Raw genomic sequence first — 20,175 nt, 5'->3', positions numbered from 1 at the left:
CGTCCTATGCTAATTCGTATAGAATTGATGCGGTTTAATTAATAAGGTTGGTCATAATGTCACAAGGTTTTATTGAACATCTACGCGGTCAAATAGACGAAACAAAAGCACTCGGTTTATACAAAAATGAACGAGTTATTACCTCACAACAATATGCTGACGTAGACATTGCAAATGGCCAGCACGTTGTTAACTTCTGCGCAAATAATTACCTAGGCTTAGCCAACAACCCTGAACTTATACAAGCTGCTAAGCTTGGGCTTGATAGCCATGGATTTGGGGTAGCCAGCGTACGCTTTATTTGCGGTACTCAAGATATTCACAAGCAGCTTGAAAGCAAGATCAGCGAATTTTTAGGCATGCAAGACACCATACTATATCCGTCATGCTTTGATGCTAATGGTGGTTTGTTCGAAACTATTTTAAGCGCTGAAGACGCCATCATTTCTGATTCTCTTAACCATGCCAGTATTATAGATGGCGTTAGGCTGTCAAAAGCTAAGCGTTATCGTTACCAAAGCAACGATATGGACGCACTAGAAGCACAATTAAAGCAAGCAGACGCTGATGGCGTGCGTTTTAAGCTGATTGCTACCGACGGCGTATTCTCAATGGATGGTGTAATTGCCAACTTAAAAGGTGTGTGTGACCTAGCTGATAAATACAATGCAATGGTAATGGTAGATGATTGCCACGCCACTGGTTTTGTGGGCGAAAACGGTAAAGGCAGCCACGAATACTGCGAAGTAATGGGGCGAGTTGATATTATTACAGGCACCTTAGGTAAAGCGCTTGGCGGTGCATCGGGCGGCTTCACTTCAGGTAAAAAAGAAGTGGTGGAATGGCTGCGCCAGCGTTCGCGTCCATATTTGTTTTCTAACTCAGTTGCTCCACCTATTGTAGCTGCATCTTTAAAAGTATTTGAGATGATGGAGCAGGGCAACGGCCTGCGTAAGCAGCTACAACGCAATGCAAAGCATTTCAGGGCGCGTATGGAGCAAGCAGGTTTTACCCTGTCAGGGCAAGATCACCCTATTATTCCTGTTATGTTAGGCGACGCAAAACTTGCCAGCTTAATGGCTGAGAAAATGCTTGAACGCAATATTTATGTAGTGGGTTTTTCGTTCCCAGTGGTACCTAAAGGCCAGGCTAGAATTCGTACGCAAATGTCAGCTGCTCATAGCATTGAGCAAATAGACCAAGCCGTTGATGCCTTCATTGAAGTGGGTAAAGAATTGGGAGTGATTTAATTATGGGCAATGAAAGTAAAGCCAGTATGAAATCATTGGCAAAAGTACACGCTAAGCCCGGTATGTGGATGATTGATAGCCCTATTCCAGAAATAGGCCACAATGACATTCGCATTAAGATTCGAAAAACCGCAATTTGCGGTACCGACATGCACATATTTAATTGGGATGAATGGTCGCAAAATACCATTCCTGTACCAATGGTAGTGGGCCATGAATATGTGGGTGAAGTGGTTGAGATAGGCAGCGAAGTAAAAGGGTTTGCTATAGGGGATAGAGTGTCGGGTGAAGGCCATATTACCTGTGGTTATTGCCGAAATTGCCGAGCTGGACGCATTCACCTTTGCCGTAACACTATTGGCGTTGGCGTAAATCGCCAAGGTGCATTCGCCGAATACCTTGTGATCCCCGCGTTTAATGCCTTTAAAATACCATCAAATATTAGTGATGACATGGCCGCCATATTTGACCCTTTCGGCAATGCAGTGCATACCGCGCTGTCGTTTGACTTGGTGGGCGAGGATGTACTTATTACTGGTGCCGGCCCTATAGGCATTATGGCTGCCGCGGTTGCCAAGCACGTGGGTGCACGCTATGTGGTAATTACCGATATAAACGAGTATCGCTTAGAATTAGCGCGCAAAATGGGTGTTACTTGTGCGGTGAACGTGGCAAGTGAATCATTAAGCGACGTAATGACTGAACTGGGCATGAGCGAGGGGTTCGATGTAGGGCTTGAAATGTCCGGGGTTCCAGCGGCGTTTAACGATATGCTGGCAAAAATGAACCACGGGGGCAAAGTTGCCATGCTAGGTATTCCACCAAAAGGCATTGCTACCGATTGGAATCAGGTAATCTTTAAAGGTTTAACCATAAAAGGGATTTATGGGCGTGAGATGTTCGAAACCTGGTATAAGATGGTTAGCCTATTGCAAAGCGGTTTAGATTTGAGCCCTATTATTACCCACAATATGCATGTGGATGACTTTGCTAAAGGCTTTGAAATTATGGGTTCGGGGCAATCGGGCAAAGTATTGCTTGATTGGTCTTAAGAGAAAAAGCTTGTAAAATGCTGCTTTAACCTTATTGTTACTCATTCAATATTCTTTAAGGACTTTCATGGAACAGTTTGCTCACATTTCTCCCAATCAAACCAAAGAGCGCTTAGATAAAGGCGAAATAAAGGTGGTTGATATTAGAGATGAACAATCATTTGAAGCCGGACGCATTCCAGGGGCATTTCACTTAAGTAATGGCAGCATAACCCAATTCATGCAAGAAAATGAATTTGAAACGCCAGTGGTGGTATGTTGTTACCACGGTATTAGCAGCCAACAAGCCGCTCAATACCTAATTCACCAAGGTTTTGAAGAAGTGTATAGCATGGATGGCGGATTTGAAGCATGGCGTCCAAACTTTGATATTGAGTCAGGTAGCTAATGCCCACCAGTATTTTACGTTTTTCTTCGCAGCAACCCGCTCTTTTACTACAAGCTTATTATAAAACCCAAGGCATTGAGTCTTTGGTAAATGAAACCGAAGACGGCTTTGATTTGCGAGTTGAAAACGAAAAAGACATAGAAGCGGCTATCGCTTATGCAAAAGAGTTTTTGAACCAACCCCAAGCTGAAAAGTTTCAAGCAGCTGCTTGGGAGTCAGGAGCAATATCTGAGCACAACGCGCCATTGTTTAAAGGCTTTGTGGTTGAAAATTTGGCTCAATGGCGAAATCAATGGTTTACCGCACTTACCACATTGTTGTGTATAGCTTTGTATTTGTTAATGCAGGTAGGATTTGCCGACATTATATACAACGGCTTGAAAATGAGACAATTGCCAGAACTACTTGAAACTCACCAGTGGTGGCGTGTTATAGGTCCTAATTTAATGCATGCAAATGCAATGCACTTACTGTTCAACATGGCAGGTTGGTGGTTTTTTGCTGGTATGATGGAACGCTATTTTGGTTCCACCGTGACGATTGTGCTGTTTTTGTTCTCATCAATTTTTACTAATATTATTTACACGGCTATGTGGGGGCCTAATTTTTTAGGTTTATCGGGGATTCTATTCGCTGTATTTGGATTTTTATGGTGGATTGGGATAGTGCGCCCACAATGGGGATTGGTGCTGCCAAAAAGCATTGTAATAATGTTTTTAATTAGCTTGGCTCTTGGTTTTAGCGGTTTACTTGGCCCTAATATTAGTAACGCGGGGCATACCCTGGGTTTGGTGTCAGGCATACTAATGGCGCTTGCCATGCATCAGTTTTTGCCGGCTAAGCGCAAAGCGAATAAAGGGGCTTAGCCCCCTTGGCGCAAATATTTAGTAAATATAATGTCGCGAACAATCTCATTGCCGGTTTCTTTTACTAAAATATCGCGGAAGCTTTTTAAAATACTTCTGCGCATATCTTCACGGCCGGTTAACGATTTAACCTTTTGCTCATTTTGCCCACCAATCACTTCAATAGCAGTAGCTCGTAATAAGGGCATATGATGTTCGATGTCGGCTATGTGCGCAGGGTTTTCTAGCATTAGCTCAATGGTAATGCGTAAATAACCCAACTTCTTGGAGTTATCTCCCGCATAGTTAGTCACAATGTCAGGGTCAAGCGCAATATATGCATATTGCGGCCCAGTATCTTCTCCTTCGCCTTCTTCTTGAGCAAAAGCGTTACTCAAAGGCGCAAGTAACATAAATAGGCTTGAAAGTAGTAGCAATTTACAGCGTTTTGTAAGCAACATAGTATATAACCATATGGTGAATAAATTTGATTTGCTATTTCCCTATGGCAACACGCAGACAGAACAAACCCATGTGATAAGACATGTGGAAAATAAAACAAATATGCTAGACTTAAGATATCGGCCAATATAATAAAATCTGCAGTGTTGATTGAACAAAAAAGCTTTCCTTTTACTATGCCAGTGGAGTGGCAGGTGCCTACGCCTGAACTTAACTTGCGCCCGCAATTACGTGAATGGCTATTAAATACAGGGTCACTTACCGAGCGTTTGCAAGCGCTTACTTCTCACTTTTCACTTGAATTACTTGGCCAACGTGAAATGCCTATGGCAGCATCTGAAAAGCGCTTATTGCTTAACAATGAGCAGCAATTGTGGCAAATTCGCGAAGTGCTTTTACAAGGTGACCACAAAGATTGGGTGTTTGCTCGAAGTATAATCCCTAGTGCATTGTGTAATTCAAAATGGGCTAACTTAGGCACTCAGCCCCTAGGCCAGCGAATTTTTAACGACCCAAGTTTTGTTCGAAGTGGCTTTGAAATAGGCACGCTAAAATATCATCCATTAAGCGGTAAAGCTTTTGGTACCAACGAAACTTGCTGGGCAAGGCGCTCGAAGTTCATGATTGAACAATACGAGCTTATTGTGGCTGAGGCATTTCTTCCCAATGCGCCTTGCTATGAGTAAACGCCCATGATTGCCCTACGCGCGTCAAATATAAACCAATACTGGCTTTTAATGCGAGCAAACAAACCTATAGGCTCGTACTTATTGCTATGGCCTACCTTATGGGGCTTATTCCTAGCAGCCGGTGGTATACCTAGTTGGGGCATATTACTTATTTTTACACTTGGCGTATTTGTTATGCGAAGTGCGGGCTGCGTAATCAATGACTATGCTGATCGCAAGGTAGATGGTTCGGTTGAACGCACAAAAGACCGCCCGCTGCCCGCAGGTAAAGTGACAGAACGCGAAGCTAAGCAATTATTTGCTTTATTGGTGCTAAGCGCTTTTATATTAGTGCTGTTTCTAAATTGGCAAACTATTGCGCTTTCGGTAGTGGCACTGCTATTGGCCAGCGCCTATCCGTTTATGAAGCGCTACACGCATTTACCCCAACTAGTACTTGGGGCAGCCTTTGCGTGGTCTATTCCTATGGCATTCATGGCCGTAACGGAAACACTACCTGCATGGATGTGGGCGGTATATTTTGCAAATCTTCTGTGGACGGTCGCTTACGACACACAATACGCAATGGTTGATAGGCGCCATGATGTAAAAGTGGGTATTAAATCAACCGCTATCTTGTTCGGAAAGTTTGATCTTCTAGCCATTGTACTGCTGCAGGGAGCAACGCTAGGCTTACTTGCTTGGGTATTTTATATTCAGCATTTACATGCAATAGCTTACATAGGGCTTTTAGTGTCAGTTGTATTATTCGCTTACCAATATCACTTATGTAAACACCGGGAAGAGCAGAATTGCTTCAAGGCCTTTTTACATAATAACTGGGTAGGCATGGCCCTGGCTATTGCCATACTAGCAGGGCTCATTTTATAAGCTAAAAGTAATTACTTACTTTCTGCTTCCTCTAGTGCAGCTAAGCGTGTTTCTAAGGCTTCTAGTTTTTCGCGTGTGCGAATAAGCACTTGGCTTTGCACATCAAACTCTTCGCGGCTAACAAAATCTAGTTTCGTAAGCTGTGCTTGCAACACTTGTTTGATTTTACCTTCTGCTTCGTCAGCCATTGACTTAACGCCAGGCGGGATGGCATTTGAAATATTTTTTGCAATTTCTTCAAGCTTCTTAGGGTCCAGCATGGTTATTTCCTTGAAATTTTGTAGATATACTTTGTTCATTGTAGCCTTAAGTGAAAAAGAAAACAGTCACTATTACGCTTGATTTGCTATAATTTAGCGCTTAATTCGTATTTCCCTATTTACACGCTGGCGTAACGCGCATCACACCTATGTGCGGCATACGCGGCTTTAACTGATTACTTTACATTATGCGCATGAATCCTGGGCAGCAAATGGCTGTTGAATATATAAGTGGACCTTGTTTAGTACTAGCGGGTGCTGGCAGTGGTAAAACCCGCGTAATTACCAACAAAATTGCGTACTTAGTTAATGTATGTGGTTACAAGCCTAGCCAAATTGCCGCGGTAACGTTTACTAATAAAGCGGCTCGTGAAATGAAAGAGCGCGTAGCGGAAACTTTGGGCAAAAAAAATTCTCGCGGCTTAAAGGTATCAACCTTTCACACCCTTGGCCTAAACATCATTAAAAAGCATGTGACTACACTAGGCTATAAAGCTGGCTTTTCACTATTTGATGACAAAGACACCTACGCTTTACTGAATGATTTAAGCAACGAAGACTATGATGGTGACAAAGACGCCCTTAGCCACTTAGTGCGCAGTATTTCAAATTGGAAAAACGAACTGCTTATGCCTGAGGCCGCCGTAAAAATGTACACTTCAGGCATTGAAGCTGAGCATGCTAAATATTACGAGCAGTATGCGCGGCACATGAAGGCCTACAATGCCCTTGATTTTGATGATCTAATCTTATTACCCACCTTATTGTTGCAAAACTACGAAGCTATTCGAGAAAAGTGGCAAATGGCTATTCGTTATTTGCTGGTAGATGAGTATCAAGATACCAATACTAGCCAGTATCAACTGGTTCGCCTGCTGGTGGGGGAGCGAGCACGTTTCACCGTGGTAGGTGATGATGACCAATCTATATATTCGTGGCGCGGCGCACAGCCTAAAAACTTAAACTTACTGAAAGAGCATTATCCGTCATTGAAGCTCGTAAAACTTGAGCAGAACTATCGTTCTTGTCAGCGAATTTTGCACAGCGCCAACATTCTTATAGAGAACAACCCGCATCTTTTTGATAAGCGTTTATTCTCAGAGCTAGGGCAAGGTGACAAGCTGAAAGTGCTGGTAGCAAAAGATGAAGATAACGAGGCTGACAAGGTGATTGCCGAGTTGATGGCACATCGTTTCATGAACGATACGGCTTATAAAGATTACGCCATTTTGTATCGCGGGAATCATCAGTCTCGTATTTTTGAGAAAATGCTAATGAAGAACCGTATTCCATATAAAATTAGTGGCGGTACTTCGTTTTTCGGACGCGCTGAAATAAAAGATATTATGGCGTACCTGCGTGTAGTAACGAATCAAAACGATGACAATGCATTATTGCGTATCATTAATACACCAAGCCGAGGAATAGGAAGAGCCACCTTGGCCAAAATTGGTGAGTTTGCCAATCACAACGGCGTGGGATTTTTCGAAGCCATGTGTCATCCACAAATTTCCGCGGTACTGGGGACGAAGGCTGGCGATACTGTAGAGGAATTCACTCGTTTAATTGTGATGACGGATGACAATTCAAAGCGCGGCGATACGCAAGCTGTGCTTCGCGACTTTTTAAAGTCATTGCAATACGAAGAGCATCTGTACGCTAGCTTGGCTAGCCCTAAAGCGGCTGAAATTGCCATGAGCAATGTGTCGACTCTGTTTGGCTGGGTGCAAGATTTGCTAAAAGGGGATGCGCTTAACCCACCTATGACCTTGCCAGAGGTCATACAGCGCTTAACCTTGCGTGACATGATGGAGCGCGGAGAAGACGATAGCGAGGCAGACCAAGTACAATTAATGACACTGCATGCTTCTAAAGGCTTGGAGTTCCCTTATGTATTTATGGTGGGAATGGAAGAGGGCTTATTGCCGCATCAAAGTAGCATTGATGAAGACAACATAGAAGAAGAGCGTCGATTAGCCTATGTAGGCATTACGCGCGCGCAAACACAGCTGTATTTCACCATAGCGCGTGAACGCAGGCAGTATGGTGAACTTATTGAGCCTACGCCTTCGCGTTTTCTGTACGAACTACCGCAAGATGATCTTGAATGGGAATGGCAGAAAAAGCCTGATACCAGCGAGCAGCGAAAGGAAAAGGCCGCAAAGGGCATTGCCGGTTTAATGGGAATTTTAGGGGACAAATAGCGCTATGCTATTAGCGCCTTTTTCGTATTAACGTAGTGCCCTTGCGCAAAATGACAACCAATTTCAGTTAAGCCCTCAACGATCTTTTCATCTTGAACATCATGGGCAATTACACCTACTCCTATATCGTTAGCTATGTTTATTATAGATTTAGCAAGAAGATAAGACCTATCTGACAGACTGAATTTATTTATCAGTTGTGCGTCTAAACGGATGTAGTCAAAATCATAATTAAACAAGTGATTAAGAGATGCTGATTGGCTAGCAAAATTGTTTAACACTAGCGTTATACCAAGCTTTTTCAGGGGAAGTAAGATAGTGCTGATATATTTTGCAAAGCGAATTAAATCGCGCTCTGAAACCAACAGAATTAAACGTTCGCTCACCCATGGATTAGCTTCAATATTCTTAACAAGCTCTGCGAAAGAATCTTTGTGCAGCAGATATTCTATGCAAACGCTTACGCCAATTTTATTGTTCTTGTGTTCTTGCGTAAGCTGCCAATTTTCCAGAACATTAAAGGTGGTTTTTAATAAATCAGCATTAATCGCAAAGTTGAGACCGCTTTTATCCGCAAGGCCCCAGAAGGTCGCAGGTACAAATCCATCTTCATTAGATGGCCAGTGCACTTGGCATTCGCTATACAAACAACTTTGGTCTACCAGGCTTACAACAGGGGTAAGCGAATATTGAAACTCACCTGCTTTGTACGCTTTTCTGAAAGTGTGTTCATCGTTTATCTTATTGATTAAATGATGGCGCATTGACACGTCAAACATCACATATCTGTTTCTGCCCAAGCTTTTAGCCTGATACATGGCTGCGTCAGCATCGCGTAATACTTCATCAGCATTGTTGTAGCTTTCATCGATATTGGCAATGCCAACACTTGCTCCTGAAAACACTTCGTGATCTTCAACTTGAAACGGCATGCTAATAGATTCAACAATACGGCGAGCAATGGTTTCGGCGTCATCTAAACTTTGAAAATTATCAAGTAGTACCACAAATTCATCACCACCTAAACGGGCTAATAAATCATGGCTGCGTTTACAGGCGGTTATTCGGTTTGCCACTTCAATTAAAAATAAGTCGCCCGAATGATGGCCTAAGGTGTCATTGATGGTTTTAAATCTATCTAAATCAATAAATAAAAGTGCAAAGTTATGTTCGGTATAGCGTTTCTTACTAGCAATGGCTAATTCAAGGCGAGTATTAAACATAACGCGATTGGGTAAGTTGGTTAAGCCATCATGATGCGCATCATAAATAAGCTTTAATTCAATTTCTTTACGCTGTTCAATTTGGCGTTTTAAAGACAAATTCGACTTATTTAATTCAGCGGTACGCTCTTGTACTTTCTCAGTGAGTTGTTGATTGTATTTAACAAGCTTGCTCGCGCTATCACGCCTTTGAATGGCCGTAGCAATATGGCGTGATACAAAGCGAAGCAGGTTTAAATCATCTTCGGTGTAGTCACTTCCTTCACCGTAAGTTTGCACTGCCATAATACCTTTAACTTTTCTATCTACAATAAGTGGTGCGCCCATCCAAGAATTGCCCTTGTCTATCATTCTAGACGCAAACTCGCGGCCAATTTCCCCTTGTTCTATTAGAATGTTAATTTTATCTTTATCAATTAATTGAGCTTCACCCGCACGAATTACGTACTCTGATAAACCACGTGTAAGTTTGCGTGTTTCATGGGAGTCTTCATTTCTTCCCACAAAATAGGGAAATGATAAATTTTCGTTTTCTTTATCAAGCAAAGCTATATAGCAGTTTTTCGCTTCAATTAAGGGCTTTAGAATGTCGTGTATTTGCGCATAAAACGCCAGCATGTCAGTTTCTACATTTGTAGATAGCTCTGAGATTTCGAATAAGGCTTTTTGCAAACCTTCCATGCGCTTACGTTCATTAATTTGCTCTTCTAGCGTTTTGTTGGCTTCAACAAGTTTTGCTGTGCGATCGGCAATGAGTGCTTCGGTAAGATCACGTTGAATAACGCGGTCACGGGCGGTAACAATATGTTGTGATATAAATACCAAAATTTCAAGGTCGTCGGCGTCGTAACGAATACTATCGGTATAACTTTGCACTACCATAGCGCCAATAACTTTGTTGTCACGCAGAATTGGAACGCCCATAAAATCTACTGGCAAAGAGCCTATAATTTTAAAGCCGTGTTTTTCCTTCAATTCGTCAAAATTTTCTTTCGTGGCAATTAAGTTTTCACCCGAGCGCAAAATATGCGCCGTCATGCCGTGCTTAATTTGTTCATATGACAAGCTTTGCACGGTTTCTTGATCTTGTTCATCAACAAAATAAGCAAATTGAATTTTATCATCTTGCTGCTCGTAAAAAGCAACGAAAAAGTTGTCAGCGGGCATGAAGCCGTCAACAATGTTGTGGATTTCAGAAAATAAGTTTTCGTAATTATTAACAGAACTAGACAGTTCGCTAATATGATAGAGGGCTTTTTGGATTTGCTCTGAGCGTTTATAGCGATCAGTGAGATGCTGAAGCCGAGGGACAAGCGCCCTCAGTTCAGATTCTGATAGTTCACCAATTAAATCATCTTTTGCCATAGAAAACTCAGTTCCATTTTAAGATGACAGAGGAGAATTAGGGTTTAAATACCCTCTATCATATATTCAATAGCAGCTTTAATGTCGTCTTCGGTACAGTCGCCGCATGTACCCATAGCCGGCATCGCGTTTATGCCACTAATTGCATTTTTCCACACTTGATCGAAACCTTTTTCATCTAAGCGAGGCTGCCAATCAGCGGCATTTTGTAACTTTGGCGCACCAAGCACACCAACACCATGGCACGCAGTACATGCGCCATCGTATATTTCTTTACCTGTACGTGGACCAGATGCAACAGCGCCAGCGGGTGCTGCGCCTGCAACATTTACCGAGCCAACAGGTTTGATTCTTTCAATTAATTCGTCGTTAGACTCTTGAGCGAAACTTCCCGCTATAAAACAACAACTTGCAGCTAATACTGCTAAAAATGCCTTTACCTTCACAACATTCTCCTGCTAATTAAAGGTGTTAAACTGGTGTGATTATAACCACATAAAATAGCTTAACAACTCCTACTTACGCTTAAACCTATATTTTCAAGTATTTAAGCGCAGCTGCAAGTTTACATTTTAGGTTTCATCAGTTATTTAGTGATTACACTTTTTTACTAATTTTTAATATTTACAAAGGCTTACTGTAAATTCTATAAAAAAGCTACTTTTATATACTGACAATATAACGGCACATTTTGATAATACTAAAATAGTAATGCATGACTAATGCCAAAATATGCACGTAGAATAACGAAAGAACGTTATATTTTAGTTATGTAAATTTATCGTTAGGTATGCTTACTATGTCATAAAACTATACGAAAGTATTAAGGTAAAGTATCAAATAATTAATTTTTATTTGATTAGTGCTTGAATGTTGAAGCGCGTAGCATCGTTTATAAATTTTGTGATACCATCCGCATTCTCAAAAATGCTCCCGTAGCTCAGCTGGATAGAGTGTCGGCCTCCGAAGCCGAAGGTCACGCGTTCGAATCGCGTCGGGAGCGCCATTTTGTTGGTTTCACTTGTTATTTTTTCAACTAATACTCTAGCCTTTATCTATGTATAGCTTTTTAGTTGCTTGTTTCCTCAGCCCGTTAAAAATAGCCTCTGCAACATAGCACGGGAAGCTCTTTGGAATTCTACCTTCGACATAACAGGAAACGCAGACAATACATCACACAACGGCGTCATGCGGTATTGGTTATCAGGCTCAAAGAATATGCTGATTCTCTTATTAAGTGCTTAATAACGTGTCTAACCGATGAAAATCCAATTTGGTCGAAGTTCACTTTATTGAGTGCCATCCACTCATAAGACTGGATTTCACTTACCTCAATGGTTAACTCAGGTTTATCCTTTAGCCGACAAATGAAGAAAGAGTCACAGGTTTTGTACGTAACGTCTTTATATTGATAGGTATTAGGGAAAGACGTAAAAAATTGCCAGTTGGTTAGTTCCAATCCAAGCTCCTCTTTTACTTCTCTGCTTAGTGCATCTTCCAGAGATTCCTTGGGATCAACAAACCCACCTGGAAGATCTAGATAATCTCTCATGGGAGGTTTTTCTCTTACAGTAAACAGAACCTCTTTGTCTGAAATAATGATGGCCGCGACAGAAGCGGCCACGTTATGAAAGTATTCAAAACCACAATTTTTGCAGAGCCACATATGGTTATCGTTCGAATCAATCCCAGCACTTGCGCAATTGGGGCAATACTTAAACATTGAATTACTTCTCGAAAATTAGCACGAAGTTTTCACCAGAGCTTAGCTTCAGGCTTTGATTATGGCCTACTTCAATTTTGCCTGTGTCACAGTTATACACTGACGAAAGCTTTAATTGAGAAAGATTGCTCCAAGACAAAATGGTTTCAGTTGTATTAACCACATACACAAAAACTTTTGATTTCGTTTGAACTGCAAATTCTGAGAGCCCATTACTGTTAGGGGCCCACTCGATTTTAGCTAGACTGCCATCTTCTAACATCAAACGATTGATCTTTTGTACATTCGCAAAGTAAGTGTCAGTCCCATGCTCGTCAAAATATTCCCACCACCAACTTAATGGCATAACAGGGGTAGGGGAGAATAGACCGTACCACAAGCCCCGCTTGAAATCGGAAATCATTTTACCTTTGAATTCATCGAAGTTTTTACTCCAGTCCCACTCTGCACTAAATTCTCCGGCGAAATATGGTTTGTTATGGTTTGAGACAAATTTGTTGATGATTTCTGGAATTCGGTCGGTTACTTTGTACAAGTGGGATTGGTTAAGATCTATGTGTTCCAAATCAAACAATCCTTCAATATCCCTATGTGAAATACTGGTCGTAATTAAGTGACCATGTGCATCAATTTTAGATAAGTACTCGCTCATTTCGGCATGCCAGTTTACAACAATATCGTCATCTATTTTTCTGTCGTAGCCGTTGTACATTACATTGTCCACTTCGTTGAAAAATTCCCAAGCAGCTATACCTGTGCTATAGCTCCAGTTGGCAACCATGAATCTAAGTTTGTCTTTATAACGTTGCTTTGCTTCAGGGTTTACAAAAAAGTCGGTTTGATCTTTAGCTGGTCCATTGGTCGTTTTATTGTACGAGTTAAAAGGCCAGGCGAAATCATCAAAACCAGCGTGACTGTCTAATGACAATATCATTTTGATATTATATTGTTCAGTAAGGCTTACTAGCTCGTTCATTCGAGTAACGGCACTGTCATTAAATCGTTTTTTGTTGTCGGAATATCGAGCCGAATTTTTCACCGTATTCCAATCGATTGGTAAATTCCAATAAATCATCCATGTCCGGAATATATTCGCTCCGTTCGCGCTTAACTTTTGTAACATTGTGTCGTAGTTAAACCGTTTATCTTCATGAAGATCTTTGAAATATTTTGAATCGTCTTGGTCACGAGCTTCCCAGCCAAAGTTTTCACCTATCCCTCTAAACACTTCACCATTACTGTATTTAAAAGACCAGATGTTATTAGACTCAATGAAGCCTTGTGATTGAGACGCTGTAGAAACAAAAGTTGTTGGTTGAGATTCTCCGATTAATTTTCCATTATCATAGGCAATAGATGAAACTGTATATGTTCCAATTTCTTTTGGTGCTAGTTTAAATGACCATATAGACGCTTCGCCTGGCGTTCCAGATTGGAAGTACCCAGGTAGTAATAAAGACTTACCACTTGGAGTTTTTATTTTTAAGTCAGTCATTACGTCGTTGGAATTGTATGGGTCTTTCCAGCTCGCTTTAAATTCTGTGCTTAATTCCAATGGCTTGTATTGGCTTATACTTTCGTTACTCATTAACAATTGTACATCTGCAGGTTTTAAATCTTCGTTGGCACCGCATCCGACTAAAAGGGCAATTAGTGTTAAATAATATTTCATAATAGTTACGTATCTTGATGAAAAAAGGCCCGGACTTGACCGGGCCACTTAAGTTTTATTTAGTGCTGCTATTAAAAGCGTGCACGGATACCAAGTGTGTATCTTGATTCAAATACATTTTGGTTAGTTGTCACGTCCGCCCATTGCATATAGGTACTTTCGTACTCCTCAGTGACATTTTGACCTTGAGCGTAAAGCTCGATATTTTCAGTCAACTGATAATTAACCGAGATGTCGACGAACTTTGTAGGGCTTGTCATGTAAGCAAGGTTGTGACCATCTGCTCCTATCGTACCGTTGAATCGTTCACTACGGTAGTTGTATGCTATACGAGCTTGTAAATCGCCATATTGATACCACAGAATTGCGTTAAACTGGTGTTCAGATATACCTGGCATGATCAGTTCTTTACCGTAATAATCTCTTGAGCCTCCTTCGCCATCTGCCCACGTATAGTTAACCGTTGACCCTAAGCCACTCCACGCACCGGGTAAGAAGTCGAAAGCTTGATTATAGCCAATTTCAACCCCTTGTAAGCCAGCACCGTCGCCATTAACCCAATAGTTTGCCGGTATACCGTTGTTACGAATTACACCATCTGAATCCGCAACACCCTCAACTTCCGTGTTTACTGTAGTGGGGAAGCTTTCGATGTCTAATTTGTATAAGCCTAAACTCATTATACCTTCGTCGTTAAAGTACCATTCGAAGCTTAAATCTAAGTTCTTTGACTTCCATGGTTCTAATAATGGAGAGCCGTTGCGAGTTAATCTCTGAGCCTGAAAAACACCTTGCAACTCTTCAGTTCCATAAGCGGTCATTGTTACTTCTTCACCTTGTCCAAGTCGACTGGCATCAAGTTGTGTTAGGTTTTCGGTGTATGATAATCTCATAACAAAGTCGTCACTTAAATCAAAAGTAAAGTTCGCTCTTGGTAGGAAGTCCATTGTTCGTTTAGTTGTGACAATCGTGCCTGTTCTAGGCCCTGGTGTTCCTGCTATGGAGTTGTATCTGATATCATCGACGACTAAATATGAATTACCACTATTTCCCCCTGCATAGTTCGTGACATCAATTTCACTACCTACACCTTGAACACCAATGTTTGCTCTAAATGGTAACCCTATTTCTCCAGTAAAGTTAGTTTGTAGGTAGAAAGTTGAGCTTGTTTCTGCAACTTTATATGAGCTAAACCACCTAGGAGCTCTTACATTTCCATCGTAGATTGCGTTTTGGAATTCCATGGCGTTAGCCATGGTTTGAGGATCAATAAAATAGAAGGTACTTCCGTCTGACGCAGGGCCGAAATCTGAAACTTGAGTTATGTACCCTAAAGAGTCTAACTCTTCATACCCTACATAACGACCAATGGTGTCACCTGAACCTCCATCAATTGATAGGCCAGCATCTTTCCATTTTGCGTAAGCGGTTACGATCTCACCACTATTATCATTTAGTTTACGAGTGAAAGGCGCTGCCAAATCATATGCGAGTGATTCAACTTCTCGTTTGGCATAACGAGCTCCAAATTCCAGCTCTAAAGTATCGATGAATCCATATGAGTCTTCAAATTCGTATTTACCATCGAATCGAAGAGCGTCAAGTTTGGCTTCATTTTCACTATTTCGTTCTGAAAAAGTTGACACTAGAGCGTATTGACTCAAGTCATTGCCAAAACCTTCTGGGAATACCATAGTTGGGTGTTGTCCACGCATGTCGACTTCAACAACTATATCTTCCGGGCCCCAACCTCCAGGATTTACGACTTCTTGCACGCCATCAACTTTACTGTAAAGATTTTGTTGCGCGCCAGATGTAACAAACGCATCGGCATAGTTGTTTGTTGTATGGCTATAAGCTTCGCCATGTATAAAACGTAATGCACCACTAAATTGGTCACCCAACATAAAGTTAAATTGTATGTTTGCGTTTAAAGAGTCACGTTCACTAGATACAGCTTCTCCTTTTGACATTACGCGAGGTGCATGAACATTAAAATAGTTTGTAGTGAAGTATTGTTCTCCTTCGTATCCTTCATCAACGTTTCCTTCGTTGCCACGACTAGTTAAGTCAATTGGTTGGATAAAGTTACTCCACTTAGACCACGCATTGTCGACGACTAAACCATTCAGCAAGTCGTTGTTTTCCATCTCTGTATAAAATACATCACCTACAAACTCAAGGTCGTCGCTAATATTGTATTGGAATGACAATGACGCACCAGTTCGTTCCCGCATTGCTTTTTTGTTAGTAATTCCATAATCAATATTACCTAAAAATGCGTCTATTTCGCCGTCGCCGTCCAGATCTTCTCTAAAGCTTCTATAAACATAATCACTCATCATGCCGTATCTGAAATTTGCTAAAGTTGCATCTGAATGAGTTGCAGTGATTATTACACCAAAGTCGTCACCTTTATAACCAGTGAACAAAACCGCTTTTTGTCCATCTTCTTCGGTGTAGTTTCCATTAGAGACTTCTCCAGAAGCTAAGACAGTAAACCCATCGTCTTCAAGATCAAGGGGCCGACGACTCTTTAAATTTATGGTACCTGAGATTCCAGAAGACATTAATTTTGATTCGGCGGATTTATAGACCTCTACGCCACCCAATAATTCAGCGGGTACATCACCATAATCCGGTTGTAGGCCAGTAATTGAACCAGCGCTAATGAATTGTTCACCATTTAAGAGGGTGGTAACTTGAGATAAACCACGGACATTTACTTGGGCGCCTTCACCAGCAGAACGAGATATTTGGACACCGGTTACACGCTGAAGTGAATCAGCGATTGTTATATCAGGGAGTTTGCCGATGTCTTCAGCTGAAATGGACTCTATAACTGATGCCGCGTTTCTTTTATTATAAATAGAACGAATGCTAGAGCCTCTAACTCCCTTTACTGAAATAACTTCTACGTCGGCCTTTGTATCTTCTGTGACTTCTTGAGCATGACCTGTACTTATAAATCCAAGCGCTATGCTGGTAGCCAAAATCGATTTTTTTAGTTTCATATTATTATTCTACCCTGCTGTTTTCAAAATCTAACATATGTTCAATTTACTTCATAGTAAGCAACTTTTGTAACCGGTTACAATTAAAAGTTAAAAAAAATACGCTTTTATAGTTGGTTTTTGTGAATTTAGATGAAAAATTGGTCTTTATCAACTACTTTTGTTAAAAAAGTGTAACTCTAACCGGCAATTTTTAAAATTTATGTAAAAAATATTGTAACCGATTACATTATTGTTTAATGTGACTTTAATACGTATAAAAAATGCGTTATTTCACAGTAAAAAAGATTAAACTAATAATAAGACGGGGTTGATATGAACAATTTACTGAAATTAGGTACAGCGTTTAGCTTTTGTGCACTAATTAGTGGTTGCGGTAACGAAGAGCCTACAATCGAATTTACGCCAGAGGTAGAGGAAGTAGGGCAGCAGCCAGTAGAAGACAATCGCTTGCTTGAGCCAGTAATGTTGAACTATTTGAATTCTATTAAAGGAAATAAAACGGTAGTTGGTGTCCATAATAGGGAGCCAAATAGCGATCCTGATAAATGGACAGAAGAAGTTGCCAAAACTGCAGGGGTTTGGCCGGGTCTATGGAGTGGCGATTTTTTATTTTCACAATATGACGTGGACAGTCGCCTACAGATGATCCTAGAGGCAGAGAAACGCTGGAAGCAGGGCATGTTAATCAACATAATGATGCACGTTTGCCCACCAACAACAGAAGAAACCTGTGGTTGGAATGATGGCGGTATGCACTATGAACTGTCTCCAGATGAATGGTCTAGTCTTTTGACGGACGGTGGTGACCTTAATACCGTCTGGAAAGACCGTTTAGACGATATGGCCTTTCATTTAGATTATTTGAATAAAAAGGGGGTTCGAGTTCTATTTCGTCCGTTCCATGAAATGAATCAAACGCTATTTTGGTGGTCCTCAAAAAATGAAACCGAAAAAACAAATACACCTGAGTTATATCGCTTAACGCATGACTATCTCGTCAACGAAAAAGATTTAACAAATTTAACATTTATATGGAATGTTCAGGACTTCGGTACTTTAGAACAAGACTTAGTTGATTATGATCCAGGCTCTGACTATTGGGATCTATTATCTATCGATATTTATGGCACCGACGGCACTATGTTTACGCAAACCAAATATGATGCAATGGTTGCCAAGGCTGGGGATAAACCAATTGCCATGGGTGAAGTGCAGCACTTACCTACTCCAGAATTATTAACCGAGCAACCATTATGGACGTTTGTGATGAGTTGGTCTGAGTTAACGTATGAGCACAACTCAAATTCAGATATCAGAACACTCTATAACGCCGACAATGTCGTCAAGTTAGATGAAATGCCAGGCTGGACTGATGGAAACAAAGTCGTCTATGAGGTACCTGTATCTGAAAACCCTATCATTGAAGATAAAATCATTTTTGAAGAAGAAATCGTAGGCTGGACCGCCGGGCAATCAGGTAAAGTTGAGCAAACGATCGTTGACGGTGGAGACGGTCATAACAATGTTATTCAACACAATTATATCGCAGGTGAAACGGTTAGTGAGTTAGTTTTTGACGAAGCTCAAGATCTGTCTGATTACCAAGACGGGACCTTTCAATTTGACCTTAAAATTGTTACAGAACCAGACGGTATAGCGGGTTGGGCAATGAAAATTGATTGTGGTTGGCCATGTGGTACAGGCGATGTAGCACTAACCGACAACTTGGATGGCATTACACCTGTTGTTGGTGAATGGCAAACATACAAATTTAGTGTTGCAGAGTTAATGACATTAAATAGCGGATATGCGTTAACAATCGATAGTGTAACAACACCGTTAGTAATTGTTCCTCAGCCATGGAGTAACGAGCAAATTGGCGTAGTTATTCAACTTGATAACATTAAGTTCAGTGCTGCTGAGGTAGCTGAGCAACCAGAAGAGTCGACTTCATTGGTTGTATTTGAAGAAGAAATTAATGGCTGGTATGCGGGGCAAGCTGACAAAGTAAATCAAGAAATTGTAGATGGCAGTGGCGATCACGGTAATGTAGTTCAACACACTTATATAGGCGGCGAAACTGTCAGTGAACTAATTTTTGACTCGGCTAAGGATTTATCAGATTTTAATGATGGTACGATTGAATTTGACCTCAAGATAGTTGAACAGCCTGACGGCATTTTAAGTTGGGCTATGAAAATAGATTGTGGATGGCCTTGTGGTACTGGAGATGTTGATTTAGAGTCGAATTTAGACGGCGTGATCCCAGAAGTGGGCGTGTGGCAAACTTATCGATTCAGCATTGCTGAATTATTAACTCTAAACAGTGACAACCCATTAGCGATTGACAGTGTAACCGCCCCATTAGTTATTGTTCCTCAACCATGGAGTAACGAACAAATTGGCGTTGTTATACAATTGGACAACATTCGTTTCAAACGTGCAACGGACGAAGTGACGCCAAGTGTAGACGATATGGTGGTATTCAATGATGCTGTATCAGGTTGGAGCGCCGGTCAAACTGATAAAGTAACGCAAGAAGTCGTTGATGGCGGTGGCGACCACGGTAATGTAGTTCAACATACATACTTTGGCGGCGAGACTGTAAGTGAGTTAATTTTTGATAACCCTCTAGATTTAACCGATTACCAAAACGGCACGTTTTCATTTGATATGAAAGTGGTAGAACAACCCGCTGGCATTACTAGCTGGGCAATGAAGATAGATTGTGGCTGGCCATGTGGTACAGGAGATGTAGCACTAACCGACAGCAATGAAGGAATTGCACCTGTCGTTGGTGAATGGCAAACCTATACTTATAGCGTTGCTGATTTGCTGACAAGAAACTCTGACAACCCGTTAACCATTAACTATGTAACCGCACCGCTAGTGGTTGTTCCTCAACCATGGAGCAACGAGCAAATTGGTGTGGTTATCCAACTGGATAACATAGTATTCAGTGCTGAATAACCTCTAAGTTATTACTGGCTTAAGCCAGAACTTAAAAAGCGCAAATCTCTTTACAGAGCTTGCGCTTTTTTTAACTCATTTTTGCTCTGTTAATTTGCATCCAAACAACATCTGATGAACTGTCTACATCGTATCATTGCACCATGTTCTCGGTTTATAGATACTTATACGCCTTTGACTTTAGC

The 20,175-nt window shown here is 41.2% G+C and carries 15 protein-coding genes and 1 tRNA gene; 9 read left to right on the top strand and 7 right to left on the bottom strand.

All coding sequences use genetic code 11. From position 1 onward, the window contains the following. Positions 1-56 precede the first annotated feature (56 nt). The 4 genes from ACOI22_RS15120 to ACOI22_RS15105 all read left to right on the top strand — a co-directional run bounded on the left by ACOI22_RS15120 (position 57) and on the right by ACOI22_RS15105 (position 3,556). A complete protein-coding gene (locus ACOI22_RS15120; protein ID WP_420672953.1) occupies positions 57-1,250 on the top strand; it encodes a glycine C-acetyltransferase in 1,194 nt (397 codons plus the stop codon). 26 nt (positions 1,251-1,276) lie between these two features. After that, entirely contained in the window at positions 1,277-2,302 is a 1,026-nt protein-coding gene (gene tdh / locus ACOI22_RS15115) for an L-threonine 3-dehydrogenase (RefSeq protein ID WP_420672993.1), read from the top strand. A 67-nt stretch (positions 2,303-2,369) separates the two neighbouring features. Further along, positions 2,370-2,690 (top strand): thiosulfate sulfurtransferase GlpE, encoded by a 321-nt coding sequence (gene glpE, locus ACOI22_RS15110; RefSeq protein WP_420672952.1) that lies wholly within the window; start codon positions 2,370-2,372, stop codon positions 2,688-2,690. Next, positions 2,690-3,556: a rhomboid family intramembrane serine protease gene (locus ACOI22_RS15105; RefSeq protein ID WP_420672951.1), complete on the top strand. Its 867-nt coding sequence runs from the start codon at positions 2,690-2,692 to the stop codon at positions 3,554-3,556. The genes glpE and ACOI22_RS15105 overlap by 1 nt, the downstream gene beginning before the upstream one ends. Here the strand turns inward: ACOI22_RS15105 and ACOI22_RS15100 are convergent. Continuing rightward, positions 3,553-3,996, bottom strand: a complete 444-nt coding sequence (locus ACOI22_RS15100; protein ID WP_420672950.1) for a flagellar basal body-associated protein FliL — start codon at positions 3,994-3,996, stop codon at positions 3,553-3,555. The genes ACOI22_RS15105 and ACOI22_RS15100 overlap by 4 nt on opposite strands. A 195-nt stretch (positions 3,997-4,191) precedes the next feature. Between ACOI22_RS15100 and ACOI22_RS15095 the strand changes: the two genes are divergently transcribed. Continuing rightward, positions 4,192-4,683 carry a chorismate--pyruvate lyase family protein gene (locus ACOI22_RS15095; RefSeq protein ID WP_420672949.1) on the top strand — a complete coding sequence of 164 codons (492 nt, stop codon included), beginning with the start codon at positions 4,192-4,194 and terminating at the stop codon, positions 4,681-4,683. Positions 4,684-4,689: 6 nt separating this feature from the next. After that, on the top strand, positions 4,690-5,556 hold the full coding sequence (ubiA, locus tag ACOI22_RS15090; RefSeq protein WP_420672948.1) for a 4-hydroxybenzoate octaprenyltransferase: 867 nt from the start codon (positions 4,690-4,692) through the stop codon (positions 5,554-5,556). 11 nt (positions 5,557-5,567) lie between these two features. On the opposite strand, the gene ubiK is transcribed toward ubiA, so the two are convergent. Then, complete coding sequence (gene ubiK, locus ACOI22_RS15085) at positions 5,568-5,816, bottom strand: ubiquinone biosynthesis accessory factor UbiK (protein ID WP_420672947.1); 249 nt, start codon at positions 5,814-5,816, stop codon at positions 5,568-5,570. A gap of 188 nt (positions 5,817-6,004) precedes the next feature. On the opposite strand from ubiK, the gene rep reads away from it, so the two are divergent. After that, complete coding sequence (gene rep, locus ACOI22_RS15080; protein ID WP_420672946.1) at positions 6,005-8,020, top strand: DNA helicase Rep; 2,016 nt, start codon at positions 6,005-6,007, stop codon at positions 8,018-8,020. A gap of 2 nt (positions 8,021-8,022) precedes the next feature. Here the strand turns inward: rep and ACOI22_RS15075 are convergent, their stop codons facing one another. Continuing rightward, positions 8,023-10,608 (bottom strand): diguanylate cyclase domain-containing protein, encoded by a 2,586-nt coding sequence (locus ACOI22_RS15075; protein ID WP_420672945.1) that lies wholly within the window; start codon positions 10,606-10,608, stop codon positions 8,023-8,025. Positions 10,609-10,652: 44 nt separating this feature from the next. Then, positions 10,653-11,054: a c-type cytochrome gene (locus tag ACOI22_RS15070; protein ID WP_420672944.1), complete on the bottom strand. Its 402-nt coding sequence runs from the start codon at positions 11,052-11,054 to the stop codon at positions 10,653-10,655. A gap of 483 nt (positions 11,055-11,537) precedes the next feature. Here ACOI22_RS15070 and ACOI22_RS15065 point away from each other — a divergent pair. Then, positions 11,538-11,614: transfer RNA gene (locus ACOI22_RS15065), tRNA-Arg, on the top strand. Between the two features lie 180 nt (positions 11,615-11,794). On the opposite strand, the gene ACOI22_RS15060 is transcribed toward ACOI22_RS15065, so the two are convergent. The 3 genes from ACOI22_RS15060 to ACOI22_RS15050 all read right to left on the bottom strand — a co-directional run bounded on the left by ACOI22_RS15060 (position 11,795) and on the right by ACOI22_RS15050 (position 16,996). Beyond that, on the bottom strand, positions 11,795-12,274 hold the full coding sequence (locus tag ACOI22_RS15060) for an NUDIX hydrolase (protein ID WP_420672992.1): 480 nt from the start codon (positions 12,272-12,274) through the stop codon (positions 11,795-11,797). A gap of 61 nt (positions 12,275-12,335) precedes the next feature. Beyond that, positions 12,336-14,003, bottom strand: coding sequence for a hypothetical protein (locus tag ACOI22_RS15055; RefSeq protein WP_420672943.1), 1,668 nt, complete (start codon positions 14,001-14,003; stop codon positions 12,336-12,338). 71 nt (positions 14,004-14,074) lie between these two features. Beyond that, a complete protein-coding gene (locus ACOI22_RS15050; RefSeq protein ID WP_420672942.1) occupies positions 14,075-16,996 on the bottom strand; it encodes a TonB-dependent receptor in 2,922 nt (973 codons plus the stop codon). Positions 16,997-17,332: 336 nt separating this feature from the next. Between ACOI22_RS15050 and ACOI22_RS15045 the strand changes: the two genes are divergently transcribed. Next, complete coding sequence (locus ACOI22_RS15045) at positions 17,333-19,990, top strand: glycosyl hydrolase (protein ID WP_420672941.1); 2,658 nt, start codon at positions 17,333-17,335, stop codon at positions 19,988-19,990. The last annotated feature ends 185 nt before the right edge of the window (positions 19,991-20,175 follow it).

Source organism: Glaciecola sp. 2405UD65-10 (genome assembly GCF_048820975.1).
Classification (GTDB): Bacteria; Pseudomonadota; Gammaproteobacteria; order Enterobacterales; family Alteromonadaceae; genus Glaciecola.
The sequence above is the reverse complement of the archived record's forward strand: the minus strand, read 5'-3'. Positions and strand labels throughout refer to the sequence as shown.

Bases quoted from the DNA above. Each gene is read 5' to 3' on its own strand.
- ACOI22_RS15120 (WP_420672953.1), top strand. From the start codon at position 57: ATGTCACAAGGTTTTATTGAACATCTACGCGGTCAAATAGACGAAACA.
- tdh (WP_420672993.1), top strand. From the start codon at position 1,277: ATGAAATCATTGGCAAAAGTACACGCTAAGCCCGGTATGTGGATGATT.
- glpE (WP_420672952.1), top strand. From the start codon at position 2,370: ATGGAACAGTTTGCTCACATTTCTCCCAATCAAACCAAAGAGCGCTTA.
- ACOI22_RS15105 (WP_420672951.1), top strand. From the start codon at position 2,690: ATGCCCACCAGTATTTTACGTTTTTCTTCGCAGCAACCCGCTCTTTTA.
- ACOI22_RS15100 (WP_420672950.1), bottom strand. From the start codon at position 3,996: ATGTTGCTTACAAAACGCTGTAAATTGCTACTACTTTCAAGCCTATTT.
- ubiA (WP_420672948.1), top strand. From the start codon at position 4,690: ATGATTGCCCTACGCGCGTCAAATATAAACCAATACTGGCTTTTAATG.
- ubiK (WP_420672947.1), bottom strand. From the start codon at position 5,816: ATGCTGGACCCTAAGAAGCTTGAAGAAATTGCAAAAAATATTTCAAAT.
- rep (WP_420672946.1), top strand. From the start codon at position 6,005: ATGCGCATGAATCCTGGGCAGCAAATGGCTGTTGAATATATAAGTGGA.
- ACOI22_RS15075 (WP_420672945.1), bottom strand. From the start codon at position 10,608: ATGGCAAAAGATGATTTAATTGGTGAACTATCAGAATCTGAACTGAGG.
- ACOI22_RS15060 (WP_420672992.1), bottom strand. From the start codon at position 12,274: ATGTGGCTCTGCAAAAATTGTGGTTTTGAATACTTTCATAACGTGGCC.
- ACOI22_RS15055 (WP_420672943.1), bottom strand. From the start codon at position 14,003: ATGAAATATTATTTAACACTAATTGCCCTTTTAGTCGGATGCGGTGCC.
- ACOI22_RS15045 (WP_420672941.1), top strand. From the start codon at position 17,333: ATGAACAATTTACTGAAATTAGGTACAGCGTTTAGCTTTTGTGCACTA.